Origin of the sequence: Jeotgalicoccus sp. S0W5 (genome assembly GCF_011634875.1) — a bacterium.
Classification (GTDB): Bacteria; Bacillota; Bacilli; order Staphylococcales; family Salinicoccaceae; genus Jeotgalicoccus; species Jeotgalicoccus marinus.
Genome location: NZ_SIRQ01000018.1, coordinates 36,986 through 53,486, shown reverse-complemented (window position 1 = coordinate 53,486; position 16,501 = coordinate 36,986). Strand labels below are relative to the sequence as shown.

The following is a 16,501-nucleotide window of genomic DNA, read 5'->3' as shown; positions in this document are numbered from 1 at the left end:
AAAGAGGTGCCCTAGGTACCTCTTCTTTTCTTAATAATAGTCTGTTGTAGAAGTAAAAAAGCCATCGACACCGAGATCAGTTAGTCGGGTGTAGTCAGTTTCATCTTTTACAGTGTATGGATATATTTTGTAACCATATTGTTTACATTCTTGAATAAATGTTTCATTGACTATATTTTTATTAGGATGAATGCTGACAGCATTTAAGCCCGTGCTATGAACGTATTGACCTGGATTAATCATTGGATAGTGAATTAAAAAGCCGAGCTTCAAATTTGGATTAATTTTACTGATTGTCTTTAGAGCAATATGATCAAATGAAGATACGATTGTATTATCGATCGCACGGTATTCTGAGATTAAATCAGCAACTTTTTTTTCAATGCCCTGATGTCTTTTAGGAGTATTTTTAATCTCGATATTTAATAAGACATTTTGTGGTATGATTTCTAAGATTGAGGATAAGGTTGGTACTCTTGAATAACTATAATTAGTTGAAAAATACGAACCGACATCAATTTGGCTTAATGCCTCATATGTATAATTATCTACTGGTAGTGTGTAATCTTTATTATAACGCGTTAAGGTATAATCATGAATGACAACAGGTACATTATCCTTAGTCAGTTGAACATCGAGTTCGATTGCCTTAGCACCAACTTCTAAGGCGTATAAAAAAGCATCTTTAGTGTTTTCAGGTCGACTGGACTCAGCACCTCTATGGGCAAATACTTTAATCATACAACACACTCCAAACAAATATTAATTCTAAAAATAGTGTAACATTTTAATGTATATAAATTGTAAAGATTTCTTTTGAAAAGGAGGTAACGACATGGGAGAGATAAAGAAAACAGTGACACTAATGGATATAGAATTTATTAATATTTCCAGGTATTCTTTGCTAAAGAAAATCGTCTATCCAGCAATAGAAGAAAATAAAAAATGTTTCATAGTGACTGCAAACCCAGAAGTCGTTATCGAAACAAGAGATGATCCTGATTTTAAAGCAATTGTTCAAAGTGCGGATTACGTTGTCGCTGACGGAATTGGTGTAGTGAATGCATCGAAGTTTAAAGGTACACCGTTAAAAGAACGTGTGACTGGTGTAGACATCATGTATGACTTGTTGCAATACGCGAATGACTATAAAAAACGTGTATTCTTTTTAGGGGCAAGTGAACTTGTAAACAAAGATGTCGTTAAAATTGTTGAAAGGGATTTTCCAGGTGTTGTTATCGCGGGTAGAAGAGATGGTTATTTTAACCGTTTTGATGAAGAGGTTTCAAAGTTAGTGCTGGACTCAAATCCAGATATCGTTTTTGTTGCACTTGGTGCCAAACGTCAAGAAGGATGGATATACCATAATATAGAGTCGTTCGATAAGGGCATTTTTATAGGTGTAGGGGGTAGCTTTGATGTTTTAAGTGGTCACATCAAAAGAGCACCAGAAATTTGGATAAAGTTTCAACTCGAATGGCTATACCGATTATTAAAAGAACCCAATCGTTTGAAACGAGATATGAAAGTGTTGGAGTTTATGTTATTACACACACCCGGTATTAAATGGATTATGAAAAAATTAGGTTTTTCTAAAACAAAATCAAGATCATCACGAGATGGCATACGTTAACTACAAATATAGTAGGAGCATATTCGATGAAAGTAAAGATAGTTTTAATGATGATTGGCATGATGGTTTTAATGCTTCAAGCCTGTAGCACTGAAGAAAACGAACCAAGAGGTAATGAAGAAGCGCTCGGAATGCTAGAAAATGGGCAATATGAAAAGAAAGACAAAGATGCACCTGCTAACGATAAACAATTGACGGAATCAGATGAAGAGGGTTTAAAAATAGTAACTGAGGCTGATGAAGACGACAATAAAATTGTGTCTGTGGAATACCCAAAGTTTGAAATAGCGTCTATTGATGAGAGTATAAATAATTTTAATAACGAACAAATAGAAGTGTTCAATAATCTTATCAGTGCAGATGAGGGTGATGAAGAATTTAAGGCAAGTTTAAACATTCAAGTTACACCGACTCAGTTAAATGAGGATGTGTTTGCCTTGAGATTTAATATAAACAGTAAGTTGAATCAAACCAACGATATTAACCGTGTAGCCTTTATGTTCGTCGATATCGAAGAAACGTCGACCTTAATTGAAGATCGTTTGTTCGATCAATCTTCAGAAAAAAGAGATTACCTATTTGAAGTGTTGAACCGAAACTTAGCTGAAATGGAAATATACAGTGCGTATATCGACCGAGACAAGTTATCTGACTGGGTACACAATGAAGCCAATACCTTTAGTAATGTAGACATATCGAAGGAAAGTGTTATTTTTAATTTTGACCAAGAAGAAATCGCAAGTCCGGCTGCTGGTGAGCCTCGTCTCGAATTACTACTTGAAGAAGTGACCCCAGCTATGTCAGATGAGCTGGTGAATTTTATATCTGAAAATTAAAGAGCAGTTTATATGCTCTTTTTTTATATAGAGATATCTGTAAATATGATAAGATACCTTTAAGATTTAGAAAATATTGATAGGGGGTGACGACTTTGACTGGAGAGATGATTTTTGTTGCTATCATCATCGTATTGATGTTGCTTGGTTTGTTATTTGAAGTGATGAGAGCGGACTTTTTGATATTTCTCACCTTAGTTGTATTTCTATTAAGTGGAGTCATTTCCAATACAGAGGCGCTTAATGGCTTTGCAAACGAAGGGATGCTCACTATACTCCTGTTATTTATAGTTGCTGGTGCAATCCAGAAGCACGGTATTATAGAACTTGTAGTATATCGTCTTTTAGGTAAAGGTAAAAATATCAAAGCAAGTATGTTAAAAGTATTATTACCTTTAGGGCTATCGTCTGGTTTTTTAAACAATACTCCAATTGTCGTTGCCTTAACCCCAATCTTGAAAAACTGGGCAATAGATAATAATTACAGCCCTTCAAAATTTTTAATGCCCTTATCTTATATGACAATTCTCGGTGGGACCATTACCATGATTGGTACATCGACGAATCTAGTTGTACATGGCTTATTACTAAGTGCAGGTCTTGAGGGTTTTAGTTTCTTTACACTCTCAGTTGTCGGAATACCCATTACTATAGTGGGGCTAATTTTCTTATTAACCATTGGTTACCGTTTATTACCCGAACACTTAGGAGCCAAACAGCAAATTAGCCAAGAAACAAAAGAATTTTTAGCTGAAGCGGTTATAGAAGATGAATTTGAACTTGCAGGGAACACGGTGACAGAGCTAGGAAAAGAAGTATTTGATGGCATTTATATAATCGAGATTCTAAGAAATAATAAGAGAGTATTTCCTATAAATGGTCTGACAGTAGTAGAAGAAGGAGACCATATTATTTTTTCTGGTTCCTTAAATACCATTGCCAAGATTCAAAAGGAAAAGGGAGTCACTGTTAAAACGGGTACAGAACTTACTTTAGAAGATCTTAAAAATGATGATAATGTGTTAGTTGAAACAGTCGTTTCTCATAATTCATCACTTTTAAATAGAACAATTAAGCAAGTGAATTTTAAAAATAGGTACAATGCTGGAGTTATTGCTATACATAGAAATAATCAGCGCATCAAAAGTCGTGTTGGCGATATCGTATTAAAGACAGGTGACACCTTACTACTTATTGCAGATCAAACATTTATAGATAGAAACAAACATTCGTCAGATTTTTATGTCATTACGCCTGTGCAACCGCCTGAGAAACTAAAACAAGATATGACTAAAGGCTGGATTGGGCTGGTTGCCCTCTTGCTGATGATTTTAGTTGTCACTATGGGCTGGTTATCAATGCTAGAAGCAATGTTAGTACTTGTTGTCTTATTGGTTGGGTTTAGATTTATTAACCCGACAGAGATAACAAGTTTCATTCAGTTTGATGTCATTCTACTCATTGCCAGCGCCTTTGGTGTTGGTGCAGCGATGACTGAGTCGGGTCTTGCACAATATGTTGCAAGTGGTTTAACGTACTTGGCTACTCCTTTTGGTGTTCTTGGTGTTATCTTTATTATATATTTTGTTACGAATACTTTTACAGAAGTGATTACAAATAGTGCAGCATCAGTGTTAATGTTTCCAATTGCTTTAGAGATGGCAAATGCGATTAATGTCGATTATATGGGCTTAGTTGTTACAATTGCCATCGCAGCATCTGCAAGTTTCATGACACCGATTGGTTACCAAACCAACCTAATAGTATACGGACCAGGTGGTTACAAATTTAGTGATTATCTAAAAGTCGGTACACCATTGTCGTTAATTGTTATGGTAGTTGCTTGTTTTATCATTTATTTTGTATGGTATTAATAGATTTTTAATGAGATGTTTCAATTAAATTACAGCTGTGTTACAATACGAAAGAGAATCAACCAAAACTTTAATTTGTGAGGTCCTTTCTTTTGAAACAAATACTTTTAATAGTATTTGTCATACTTCTAACAGGGTGCAGTACAACAGACAAATTATCAAGAACTGAAAATTTGCCACTTGTCACTAAGTCGCACACCACGATTAATCATCTCGTTATTGATCCAGTGGGAGAAGATGCAAATACAGACATAGTTGATCGTAAAGATGTCTTTACCGTCGATGGATTGTCAGATATCGAATTACAAAATATTCAGATGCCATCTTTGAAGTATGTCAGCGCGCAACTTTATGAGACAGGTGCGAGTATATCATCGATTTGGAATGAAAATTTTATTCCGATGTATACTGAATATAACTACAATTTATTAGAAATTGATGAAGCTGCAGAAATGATAACAGATTTAAACGAACGTTATAGTGAATTAGAAACTGAGATTTCAAAAATATCAATTCCTACAGAACTCGCTGATAATGAAAGAGAACACCTATCGAAGATGAAAGAAGATCTCTTGCTCGCAATATCGAATCGAACACTTGCTATCTTAGAATTTAAATCAATGATTGCCAACAAAAAAGAAGCGCATAAGGCATTCATGGATGTTCATATTTCAAATAGTGACAGATACATAAAGCATGTCGAAGAAGTTAATAATGAGTTACAAAGTAGTGATGATTCACTTGTCACTTCTAGTGAATAGAGTAAATACCCTAAAAGTTTATCTTAAATTTTTAGGGTATTTTGATACTTATAAAGATGTTTAAAAATATTGTCTACGGGAATATTATCTAATGCAAGAAATCATAATGGAGGAATGTTACAATGACTAAAAATATTGCTGTAATTATGACAGACTTAGTAGAAGATATTGAATATACTAGCCCTAAAGAAACGATGGAACAGGAAGGACATAAGGTTGATCTTATCTCTCCAGAGGGTAAAACAGTCGAAGGTAAAAAGGGTGGTCAATTTGAATCAGATCACGCTATTGGAGATGTATCAGCGAGTGATTATGATGCGCTTCTTATCCCAGGCGGATTCTCACCTGATAGCTTAAGAGGGGACAAAGAAGACCGTTTTGGTAAATTTGCAGCACATTTCTTAGAAAATGACAAACCCGTATTTGCGATTTGCCATGGTCCACAATTATTAGTAGATACGAATCTATTAAAAGATAGACATGTAACAAGCGTGAAAAATGTAAAAAACGATTTAATTAATGCTGGTGCAAACTGGGACGATAAGGCACTTGAGGTTTGCGGTAATTTAGTAACAAGCCGTACACCTGCTGACTTGGATGAATTCAATGGTGAAATCAAACGTCAATTAGCCCAGTAAGTAAAAAGACTGCAGATTATCTGCAGTCTTTTATTATTGTACTGTAACTGTACGTCCGACAGCATTTGGGTTGCCAAAGATGTCAAAAACAGCATAGGCAATTGTATATTCACCCGGTGTTTGTGTGTCAACTTCACCTGATATATAGAGCTGATCACTAATATCAGTACCATCGACATCAGTGACTCTAACACCACTTTTAGCATCAAATTCTTCTCCTGCTGTTATCGTGAGGTCATCTACACCTTCAAATAGGACTTCAGCATTATTGCTTTCATTGGAATTTTCATTGTCTGATTCACTTGAACCATCACTTGGTGGTACTTGTGGTAAACTATCAGATGGAGCATCGGAAACTGTAATCACACGAACATAGGTGTAATAACCACCATTTGAGTTTTCTACTCTGTAAGATACATTATACGTACCATTTTGTGAGGTGTTTACATTGTTTTCAGTAACCTCAATTTCCTCAGTCAGGTTACCGTCTGTATTATCGACAGCGTAGACACCTTGTAACGGATCAAAATCATCACCGTTTTGTACATTAACATTTTCAACATTTTTAATGGCAGGTAAATTACCTGTATGATTATTTATTTCTTCTTCCATGGTTGGCCCGTTGTAATCTTCAGGCGTTTCTTCGGAAGTGTTTTGTTCAGTATCTTGATCTAGGTATGTATTTACTGCTGGAGCAAGTGGTAAGATACCGATCATGAATTTTATAAGATTTTTAGAGTTCATATATTATACCTCCAGAGCTAGTAATAGAATTGTTTTAATTTTATCATAATGGTATAGGGACGACCAAGAATAACAAAAAAGGAGTGAAGTATATGGAATGGATTTTATTAGTTATTGGCTTTTTACTTTTGATAAAAGGTGCTGACTTTTTTGTCGATGGCGCCTCTTCTATAGCAGAAAAGCTACATATCTCACCAATGGTAGTTGGTTTAACCATTGTTGCATTTGGCACTAGTGCACCTGAGGCTGTAGTAAGTATCATTGCAGCATTAGAAGGAAATGGAGATATGGTATTAGGGAATATAATTGGAAGTAACATCATCAATATCACACTTTTACTCGGCATCACTGCCTTAGTGTCTACTTTAATTATTGATAGACAGACAAGTACAAGAGAGTTACCTTACTCTTTAATCGCGGCAGGTCTATTATTGATTCTAATGTCAGATGCCATTCTATTTTCTAGTGCCACAAACGTTGTCAGTAGAGTAGATGGTATTATTCTACTAGTTGGTATTGTACTATTTATTTTTTATATTCTTATTAAGACAAAACGCTCCAAACATTTAAAAGAAGAACGTAGTACGGATGATAGTCAGAATATGTCTTGGCTAAAAAGCATCGTCTTATTTGTTATTGGTTTAATAGGAATTGTGCTTGGTGGGGAAATGGTTGTATCTAATGCGTCATCTATCGCAATCAGTCTAGGTATGAGTCAAGCTCTCGTTGGTTTAACTATAGTAGCAATCGGTACGTCACTTCCAGAACTTGTGACATCGATTACTGCAGCACTAAAGGGCGAGGCATCTATGGCAATAGGTAACATTGTCGGAAGTAATATCTTCAATATATTCTTCGTTACTGGACTTACAGCAACGATTGAACCACTAAATGTTAGTGGTGACTTTATCATCGATGGATGGATACTAATAGCAGCAACAGTCTTACTCCTAGTTTTAGCTTTGTGGAGAAAGAAACTTACAAAGATAGAGGGCGTAATTTTACTAGTATTCTACTTAGTATATCTCACTTATATTATTTTAAGAGGTTAGTGAATTAAGGAGCTGACTTTGATGCAAAGAGAAATTGCAGAGAAATTTTCAACAGGTAGATTTAAAGAGATTAATACTTAAAAAGTTAGTATTTATATGAGTCGTTTTAAAATAATAACGCCCGAGTGTTAGGCAAATGCCTAACACTCGGGCGATTTATTTATATTATTCAAATCCGTTGTGCCATTTAGCCGCAAGAAGTGTGTTATTTAATACCATTGTGATTGTTAATGGGCCCACACCACCTGGAACTGGAGTAATGTAACTTGCAACTTCTTTTGCACTTTCAAAGTCAACATCACCAACAAGCTTATCGTCAACGACTGTGTTACCAACGTCGATGACAATCGCTCCTTCTTTAAGGTCTTTACCTGAAATTAATCCTGGTTTACCTACGGCACTTACGACAACTTCGAAGTTTTTAAGTTGTGCGACCATATCTTTGGTACGTGAGTGCATTAAAGTAACCGTTGCGTTTTCATTTGTAAGTAATTTAGCAACTGGTTGCCCAACGATGTGTGACCGACCCACTACTGCCACGGTTTTACCTTCTAAAGATCCTGTGTGTTTTAATAATTCCATGATACCAAGTGGCGTACATGGTACGAATGTACGTTGACCAGTATAAAGTCTACCAATATTAACAGGACTAAATCCGTCAACATCTTTATGTGGTGCAATTGCTTCAAGTACTTTGTTTTCATCAACCTGTTCAGGTAGGGGTACTTGGACTAAGATGCCACTCACACTGTCATCATTATTTAACTCATCAATTTTTTGTAGTACTTCATCCTCCGAAGTTTCTTCTGGTAGATGTACAATTGCAGATTCCATACCAATTTTTTCAGCCGCTTTATTTTTAGAACGGACATAACTTAATGAAGCACCGTCATTCCCTACGATGACGACCGTAAGATTAGGTACAACACCTTGTGTTTTTAATTTTTCTACTTCTTCTTGCAATCCGGCACGATAATCTTTAGCGATTTCACGTCCGTTTAGTAATTCTGCAGTCATTCTTAAACCCTCCTAAAAAGTTTCTCTATCTTATTATCTCTAAAGTCATAAGAAAAAGCTATGAAAATACTAATTGTTTTATGACAAGAAATTAGTAGAGTGCAAAGATTTAAGATATACTGATGTAAAGTTCATATTAAGAGTCTGTAACAGAATTGAAAGGGGAATCACTATGAACGTTGCAGTAATTGGCAAGGGCGGGAGAGAACATGCCATTGTCAAAATGTTGAGTAAATCAGACAGTGTCGATCAAATTTTTGCGATTCCAGGTAATGCTGGCATGAGAGAAATTTGTGAAGTCATGTACAGAGTATCTGAAGATGATTTTGATGCGATTGCCGGTATCTGCATAGAAAAACAAGTGGATTGGGTCATCATAGGGGATGCTAAACCATTATCATTAGGACTTGCTGATTTTTTAATTGATGAATATGGTTTGACAGTGTTTGGTCCGAGAAAGTCAGAAGCTAGAATGGAAACCAGTAAAAGCTTCACTAAAAACTTGTTAAAAAAATACAATATACCGACTGCGGATTATGAAATATTTACAAGTTATGAAAAAGTAAAAGCTCATATAGAATCGAGAGAAACACCGTTTGTAATAAAAAAGGATGGTCTATCTGAAGGTAAGGGTGTCATGATTGTTAAGAACACTCAAGATGGTTTAGAAGCTTTAGAAATGTTGACTTCTGAAGATAGCGAGCAATTCGAACCACTTATTATTGAGGAGTATTTAGAAGGTGAAGAATTCTCATTGATGGTATTTGTAAATGAAGACTTTTCACATGCCTTTGAAATTATTGCCCAAGACCATAAAAAAGCTTTCGGTAAGGATAAAGGACCGAATACTGGAGGTATGGGCGCCTATGCACCTGTCACACATATTAGTGAAACGGTAAGAGAAGAAACTGTCAAAACGATAATCGAACCAACAGTTGATGCTATGGTAAAAGAGGGATTAAGCTATTTCGGAGTGTTATATCTAGGTGCTATGATTACCGATGATGGCGTTAAAGTTTTAGAATATAATGCAAGATTTGGAGATCCTGAGGCTCAAGTGCTTCTTAATATGATCGAGAGTGATTTTGCATCACTACTTGAGGACTTAAAGGCTAAACGGCCCTTTACAATAAAATGGAAGTCTGGATACACTGTTGGAGTCATGCTTGCAACTGAAGGTTATCCATACGAGTATAAGGAAGGCTTAGCCATTCAGTTTGACGATAGCATTATGGAACGAAGCTATGTTAGTGGTATTGCCCAAACAGAAGAGGGTGACTATATTTCAAAAGGTGGGCGTATCATGCTTGTTACTGGAACAGGGGATACGATTGAAGATGCTTTCAAGTCTGCCTATGACAGTATTAAAGAAATAAAATTTAATGAGGGTGAGGTCTTTTATCGTACCGATATTGCACATCGTGCATTATTATCAAATTAGGACCTGATTTTAAGGCATGTTTTCTAGTCAAAGGGAACATGCTTTTTTTGTTAAAAAAAGCATCCCTATAAATTATAGGAATGCTAGGTAAATTCAGTTTCTTTTTACATGAGTATAGAGTACAAAAATGGTATAATGACACATTGTAATCATTATAGCTCATATTTTCTTGCAAAACTTTTTTGATATGTAGATATCAATTATATTATTTACTGTTAATTAATATATATCCAGTTTTATAGCTTTTAAACACTAATATTGCATTAAATGAAATTTATGTTGATATTTTATATACTGTAAGTCTAGAGGTGACCACATGATAAGTAAATTAAGAAATAGTAGTGAAGTATTAATCAGCTATGTATTAGGTGTATTTTTTATAGTTTTAGGTATTTTTATTTTGTTTAACACTGGTGCACTACGCGGTGAGGAGCAAGAAGTCAATGAGAATAGCATAGAGACAGTCTTCGATTTAATCAATGCCTTCTTCCTTGAAGTGTTAAACATGCTTTCAACAATGATTGGAGGCTTTCCAATCATCGGAGGAATATTAATTATTGGCTTTGGTATTTTTATGTTTAAGGTCGCTTCCTGGATAAAATCAACGACAAAATACGATGTTGCTCTGACATTTTTCTATTTAGGATTATCTCTAGGATTATTTATCATTACAACTATATTGATGACAGAAGTATATGGCTTATGGGCCTTTCTATTCTTATTTGCTTTTATTATTCATCTATTATTTAGTATTTTTAATGAGTACTTAAATCCAGCACACCGTAAGGAACATTACATGATTATCTTGTTCTTCTATGGTATTGCATATTTCTTTACACAAAACTCAGTGTACTCAAATATAGAATCGACTATCACGCCAACCGATGTCTTATCGATAAATGTATTCTTCGCCTTAGTTTGGGTGTCATCTTATATGGCCTTATGGGTCGGAGTGTTTTTATTGAAGTCCACGAACATACTAAAAAAACCTGGTATAGAAAAAGAAGACCAGCTATCACGCTTAAATAAAAATCGTACATCTCTTAACACGTCTAAAGTCGATAAGTACTTAGGCTTCTCTAAGAAATTATATGATTTTAGAAATCGACTACTCGATAAATTGAAACAATTCTTTGAAACAGATCTACCTTCATGGTTTAAGGTGTCTTACTTAGAATTACTTCTTGGTTTCGTGTCCTTATTCTTTATTTTCTTAGAGTTCAACAATCGTAACGGTGTTTTTGTTGAAGGGTATTTCAAACTAAGTGATATGCAGACAATTTACGAATGGGTAAATCTCTTAATCTCACTTGTTTTGATTGTGCTATATATCTACTTTACGGTCTTGGTTTTACTGAGAAATTCTCATTACCATAGACAGATGATCACCATCTTCATACTTTGGTTAAATGTGACAGTCAGTCTCTACATTACATTATTTAAAGACGTAGAACTTTCACTCTTTATTTTACCGTTCAATGTATTCTTGGTATTGATTCTGACACCGTTGTTAATCATTAGTATTTTTAAAGAATTTAAGGGAGGTCGAAATGATGCACGAGATAAGGAAGTATAAATATTCTGGCCGTGTTGACACGGAAGACTTAAATGAGCGTATTCACCAACAAATTCAGGATTTTAATGGTCAAACTAAGGCGCCCGTCATTATTGGTTTTAGTTCTGAAGAAGGTATAAAAAGAAACAAAGGTCGCCTTGGTGCAAAAGAAGCACCGTTTAAAGTGAGAGAAAAACTATCATCATATGCTTATAACGATACACTCTATGATGCAGGTACAATTATTGGGGATGAAGATTTAGAAGCCTCTCAAAAATCTCTTGCTGAGAAATTAGCTGAGATCTACGAGGTGAGTAGTCGCCCGATTATCATCGGTGGTGGACATGAAACCTTGTACGGACACTATCTCGGTATAAGGCAGATATTTGATGGTAAACTTGCCATCTTAAATTTCGATGCCCATTTTGATTTACGAGATGAAAGACCGTCATCCGGTACAATGTTTCATCAAATACTAACTGCTGATAATGATGTGGATTATTATGTATTAGGGCTTCAGAAACAAGGAAACACAAAAACTTTATATGATACTGCTGACCGCTTTAATGTTAACTACTATTCTATTGATGATGTCAGAGAAACGGCGGCAGCTGATACTGTATTTAAACAACTTCGAGATTACGATACAGTGATCATGACCTTATGTATGGATTCAGTAGAAGCGGCAACTGCACCAGGTGTAAGTGCAATGACGCCAAATGGTTATACAGCCATCGAAATTCATAATTTGATTGCAAAATTCTCAAAGCTAGACAACTTGAAAAGCTTTGATATATCTGAAGTTTCTCCACCACTAGATGAAAATGATCGAACGAGTGCACTCGCGGCAAGTATTATTTATAAATTTTTGTCTGTGAATCCGTTCAATTAAGTTCAAACTTTTATAAAGTGGGTATAGTACTTAATAGAACTTTTAAAGGAGAAGATAAGTATGTCTACGACGTTAACTAAAGAAGAAATAAATAATCGTGCAGAAGAAGCAAGAGAATTAGTTAGATCTAAGGCTAGATATTCTGCACTTGCTGCTGCTTTACCGATACCATTACTTGATGTAGGTACGGATATGAAGATGATGAATGAAATCAATGATAATATTGAAGAAATTTTTGGTATAGAACATGAAGATATCACAAAATATACAGACGATATGAAGACACGTGCAGCTGTTATGGCTTCGAGTGTAGTCGGTGAATTTGTCGCAAGGAAATCCATCGGTTTTGCTGTGAATAAAATCAGCAAGAAACAACGAAAATCCAACGGCCAGTTTGGTATTATTCCAATTGCTACACAAGGAACGACTGCTTTAATTTCTTATTTCCTAATGAAAAAACTCGGTGATGATCACATTGAGAAATGCGTTTCGTATTTAAATGCACAAATTGTTGATAGTTCAATGCAAGAATCTTAAAAATATTGTAAAATGAATGTAATCAACAGATAAAATATCACCTAAAGGAGAAAAGTCAATGGAGAGCAGGTCTTTTTTAATTATAGATGAAACAGGTATTCATGCACGTCCAGCTACAATCCTGGTCCAGACAGCAACTAAATTTGAGTCGGACATCGAACTTGAATATAACAGTAAGAAAGTTAATTTAAAATCAATTATGGGTGTCATGTCATTAGGGGTAGGTAAAGGTGCAGAAGTGACTATTTATACTGATGGCAAAGATGAAGAAGAAGCAATTGAAGCAATTTCAGAAACTTTATCAAGTGAAGGACTGACTGAATAATGCCCGAAATTATTACAGGGAATCAATTGAGTGAAGGAATTGGCTTTGGAAGCATAATTATTTCAAATAAAGTTGATGTTGAAATTACTAGAGAGAAAATAGCAAGTAATCAGGTTGAAACTGAAATAAAAGCATACAAAGATAGTGTTCAAAAAGCTCACGTCCAGCTAAGAAAATTGAGAGAAAATGTAGGAGAAAATCTCGACGAAGATAGTGCCGCCATTTTTGATGCGCACATTATGATGTTGGATGACCCGGGATTCAATGAACAAATAATCGAACATATCAATGCACTGAATAATGCTGAAAGTGCAATTGAGGCAGCAGGAAAAGTATATGTCGAGAAATTTGAAACCCTTGAATCAGAATATATGCGTGCTAGGGCACTCGATGTTAAAGATATATGTCTCAGACTGATCAATAACATTCGAGGTGTTGAAGTAACAGATTTGACGCATATGACAGAACCTGTAGTAATCATCGCTGAAGAGCTAACACCTTCAGCTTCCGCTCAACTAGATAGTAAATATGTAAATGGTATCGTAACTGCAAAAGGCGGTATGACGAGTCATGCAGCGATTATTGCTAGAAGTCTAAATATCCCACTCGTCTCAGGGATTGAAGATATAATAGAGAAGGTTACTGAAGGTGACGACATTATTGTAGATGGCTTCAGTGGAGATGTTGTACTCTCTCCGACAGAAGTTGAGTTCGCTGCCTACAGTGAAAAGCAAAAAGCTGAAGAAAAAAAGATTAAAGAATTACAGAGGTTAGTGGGCAAGGAAACAACAACATTAGATGGTATTAAAGTGAATTTATTTGCCAATATTAAAGGACCAGAGGATGTCGTTGATGTAAGTAACAACGATGCTGAAGGTGTCGGACTTTATCGTACAGAATTTTTGTACATGAACCGTATGAACCTACCCACCGAAGAAGAACAATACACTGCTTATAAGACGGTTTTAGAATCTTCAGAAGATAAGCCAGTTATCATAAGAACACTAGACATCGGTGGAGACAAGGAGCTAGCCTACTTAAACCTACCTAAAGAAGCAAATCCATTTTTAGGTGAGCGTTCTATTCGCTTCCTGTTAAAAAATGAAGATATTTTTAGAACACAGTTACGTGCTTTAGTGCGTGCCAGTGTTCATGGGGATTTAAAAGTTATGTTTCCAATGATTACAACTTTAGACGAATTTAATCGTGCGAAGGCCTTGCTAATAGAAGAGAAAGAACGATTTGAGAAGGAAACAGATGAAACACTAAAGTCAATATCTACTGGGATTATGGTCGAAACACCTTCTGCTGCTATGATCAGTGACCAACTTGCAAAACATGTTGATTTCTTTAGCATAGGATCAAATGACTTAATTCAATATACGATGGCAGCTGACCGTCTCAATCACCAAGTGAGTGATTTGTATCAAACTTATCACCCAAGTGTTTTAGGCTTAATTAAAAAGGTGATTGATAGTGGTCAGAAGTATGATAAATGGGTTGGTCTTTGTGGTGAAATGGCATCAGACTATAAGTCCATAGCATTATTAATTGGTTTTGGTATTGATGAATTATCCGTTCCTTCAAAAAAAATATTATCGATTCGTGAGTATATTTCAGGTGTTAAAAAAACTGACATGGAGCATTTAGCTGAACGTGTATTAAACGTAGATAGCGGTGAGGATGTACTTTATTTAATAGAAGAATATACAAACTTAACTTAAAATTAAATATTATATTGTAAACTGGACATGCAGAGGAGACTGCATGTCTTTTTTAAAACATAAAAATTTATACAACGAGGTGCGATATGCAAGAACGAAATAGAAAACCAATCGCTTTATTTCTTTCAATGCCAATATTGGCATGGGCACTTTATGACTTTGCCAATACTATTTTTTCAGCGAATATCGTGACGCTTTTCTTCCCGCAATACATTACAGAAATCGTTGGGACTAATGCACGATTAGAACAGATATCTTCTACGGTTATTGCCTATGCAAATGCAGCATCTGCAATTCTCTTAATCATATTCTCACCGCTGTTTGGTGTGTTGATGGACCGAACAAAGAAAAGACAAAAATATGTTGTTATATTTACGATTCTTACAGTAGTTGCTTCAATTCTTATGGGGTTCTTTGGTGGTATAAATAGTGGCACAATTTTTGGAATACCAAATGGCCTATTCTTAACAATCTTATTCTTTGTATTTGCTAAGTTTACTTATGGATCAGGTAATGTTTTTTACGATGGTATGTTGTCCTCCTTAGGGAGTAAAAAGGAAGTGCCATTAATTTCTGGTTTCGGTGTTGCCTTAGGTTATTTAGGGACACTTGTTGGTATTTTCTCCGTCTTAATCATCGTTGGTGATGCACCGATTCATAATGCATTTTGGTTAAGTGGAATCTTATTCTTGTTATTTTCACTGCCATTGTTCTTTGTAAATAAAGACCGTGTTAAAAAGCAAGCTAAAACAAAAGCGTCGTTTTTAACAGGCTATAAAGAAATTTATCAATCATTTAAAGAGGCAAAAAAACATCCATCTATTTTCTTTTTCATGATTGCTTACTTCTTTATAAATGATGCACTGGCTACAGCAATTGCTATGATGCAGCCTTATGCAACGACTGTTGTCGGTTTTGAATCATCAGCTTTCTTAATTGTATTCATGGTTGCAACTTTATTTTCTATTATCGGTGCCTTAGTATTTGGCTTTATAAATCAAAAGTACGGCTCTAAACCAACCTTTAGTATTATCGGTATTATTTTAGCAACAGCCATATTAATTGCAGCGTTGCCTTTACCGATGTGGACTTTCTGGATTGCTGCCAGTATGTTTGGTATCGCCATGGGTTCTGTCTGGGTCGTATCAAGAACGGTTATTATAGAACTAGCGCCAAATGGACATGAAGGACAATTTTTTGGTCTTTTCGCTTTTAGTGCCAAGATGAGTGCTATCGTTGGACCATTTATTTACGGAAGTATCACTTTAGTACTAAGTGATTTCGGGACCATTGCATCAAGAATAGCAATCACGAGTCTATTACTCATGGTACTAGTTGGACTTTATTTCCATAGTAAAGTAAAATTACCCACTCCTAAAGTATAGTTGAAGTTAAATGTTAATAATTTCACAAATATGTCAATGTTTCTTTTCGCTTTCCATTTAAGTTAATAAGGAAAAGCGTTTATAATG

At 35.3% G+C, this 16,501-nt stretch carries 16 protein-coding genes; 13 read left to right on the top strand and 3 right to left on the bottom strand.

What is annotated here, in order from left to right; genetic code table 11:
• Positions 1 to 30 precede the first annotated feature (30 nt).
• The gene (locus EYB29_RS10155; protein ID WP_166627181.1) at positions 31 to 741 is read right to left on the bottom strand and encodes a glycerophosphodiester phosphodiesterase; all 711 of its coding nucleotides are present in this window, start codon (positions 739 to 741) and stop codon (positions 31 to 33) included.
• Between the two features lie 94 nt (positions 742 to 835).
• Here EYB29_RS10155 and EYB29_RS10150 point away from each other — a divergent pair, with 94 nt between their 5' ends.
• From EYB29_RS10150 to EYB29_RS10130, 5 genes are all read left to right on the top strand, one after another.
• On the top strand, positions 836 to 1,633 hold the full coding sequence (locus EYB29_RS10150) for a WecB/TagA/CpsF family glycosyltransferase (RefSeq protein WP_026867459.1): 798 nt from the start codon (positions 836 to 838) through the stop codon (positions 1,631 to 1,633).
• A 26-nt stretch (positions 1,634 to 1,659) separates the two neighbouring features.
• Entirely contained in the window at positions 1,660 to 2,469 is an 810-nt protein-coding gene (locus EYB29_RS10145; RefSeq protein ID WP_166627180.1) for a hypothetical protein, read from the top strand.
• Between the two features lie 86 nt (positions 2,470 to 2,555).
• Positions 2,556 to 4,343 (top strand): SLC13 family permease, encoded by a 1,788-nt coding sequence (locus EYB29_RS10140; protein ID WP_342664969.1) that lies wholly within the window; start codon positions 2,556 to 2,558, stop codon positions 4,341 to 4,343.
• Positions 4,344 to 4,435: 92 nt separating this feature from the next.
• Positions 4,436 to 5,104, top strand: coding sequence for a hypothetical protein (locus EYB29_RS10135; RefSeq protein WP_166627179.1), 669 nt, complete (start codon positions 4,436 to 4,438; stop codon positions 5,102 to 5,104).
• A 122-nt stretch (positions 5,105 to 5,226) separates the two neighbouring features.
• Positions 5,227 to 5,742 carry a type 1 glutamine amidotransferase domain-containing protein gene (locus EYB29_RS10130; RefSeq protein ID WP_166627178.1) on the top strand — a complete coding sequence of 172 codons (516 nt, stop codon included), beginning with the start codon at positions 5,227 to 5,229 and terminating at the stop codon, positions 5,740 to 5,742.
• A gap of 33 nt (positions 5,743 to 5,775) precedes the next feature.
• Here EYB29_RS10130 and EYB29_RS10125 read toward each other — a convergent pair whose 3' ends face one another.
• A complete protein-coding gene (locus EYB29_RS10125; RefSeq protein ID WP_166627177.1) occupies positions 5,776 to 6,486 on the bottom strand; it encodes an immunoglobulin-like domain-containing protein in 711 nt (236 codons plus the stop codon).
• A gap of 92 nt (positions 6,487 to 6,578) precedes the next feature.
• Between EYB29_RS10125 and EYB29_RS10120 the strand changes: the two genes are divergently transcribed.
• Positions 6,579 to 7,538, top strand: coding sequence for a calcium/sodium antiporter (locus EYB29_RS10120; RefSeq protein ID WP_166627176.1), 960 nt, complete (start codon positions 6,579 to 6,581; stop codon positions 7,536 to 7,538).
• 165 nt (positions 7,539 to 7,703) lie between these two features.
• On the opposite strand, the gene EYB29_RS10115 is transcribed toward EYB29_RS10120, so the two are convergent.
• Positions 7,704 to 8,555, bottom strand: coding sequence for a bifunctional 5,10-methylenetetrahydrofolate dehydrogenase/5,10-methenyltetrahydrofolate cyclohydrolase (locus EYB29_RS10115; protein WP_166627175.1), 852 nt, complete (start codon positions 8,553 to 8,555; stop codon positions 7,704 to 7,706).
• A gap of 172 nt (positions 8,556 to 8,727) precedes the next feature.
• Between EYB29_RS10115 and purD the strand changes: the two genes are divergently transcribed.
• The 7 genes from purD (at position 8,728) to EYB29_RS10080 (ending at position 16,414) form a co-directional block, all read left to right on the top strand.
• Positions 8,728 to 9,996: a phosphoribosylamine--glycine ligase gene (purD, locus tag EYB29_RS10110; protein WP_026867467.1), complete on the top strand. Its 1,269-nt coding sequence runs from the start codon at positions 8,728 to 8,730 to the stop codon at positions 9,994 to 9,996.
• A gap of 316 nt (positions 9,997 to 10,312) precedes the next feature.
• The gene (auxA, locus tag EYB29_RS10105; protein ID WP_240921864.1) at positions 10,313 to 11,572 is read left to right on the top strand and encodes a lipoteichoic acid stability factor AuxA; all 1,260 of its coding nucleotides are present in this window, start codon (positions 10,313 to 10,315) and stop codon (positions 11,570 to 11,572) included.
• Positions 11,547 to 12,443, top strand: coding sequence for a formimidoylglutamase (locus EYB29_RS10100; protein WP_240921863.1), 897 nt, complete (start codon positions 11,547 to 11,549; stop codon positions 12,441 to 12,443). Before auxA ends, EYB29_RS10100 begins: the two co-directional genes overlap by 26 nt.
• A 60-nt stretch (positions 12,444 to 12,503) precedes the next feature.
• Positions 12,504 to 12,980, top strand: a complete 477-nt coding sequence (locus EYB29_RS10095) for a hypothetical protein (protein WP_166627174.1) — start codon at positions 12,504 to 12,506, stop codon at positions 12,978 to 12,980.
• A gap of 58 nt (positions 12,981 to 13,038) precedes the next feature.
• Entirely contained in the window at positions 13,039 to 13,305 is a 267-nt protein-coding gene (locus tag EYB29_RS10090) for a phosphocarrier protein HPr (protein WP_026867471.1), read from the top strand.
• Positions 13,305 to 15,029, top strand: coding sequence for a phosphoenolpyruvate--protein phosphotransferase (ptsP, locus tag EYB29_RS10085; protein WP_166627173.1), 1,725 nt, complete (start codon positions 13,305 to 13,307; stop codon positions 15,027 to 15,029). Before EYB29_RS10090 ends, ptsP begins: the two co-directional genes overlap by 1 nt.
• An 86-nt stretch (positions 15,030 to 15,115) precedes the next feature.
• Positions 15,116 to 16,414, top strand: coding sequence for an MFS transporter (locus tag EYB29_RS10080; protein WP_166627172.1), 1,299 nt, complete (start codon positions 15,116 to 15,118; stop codon positions 16,412 to 16,414).
• Positions 16,415 to 16,501: the final 87 nt, after the last annotated feature.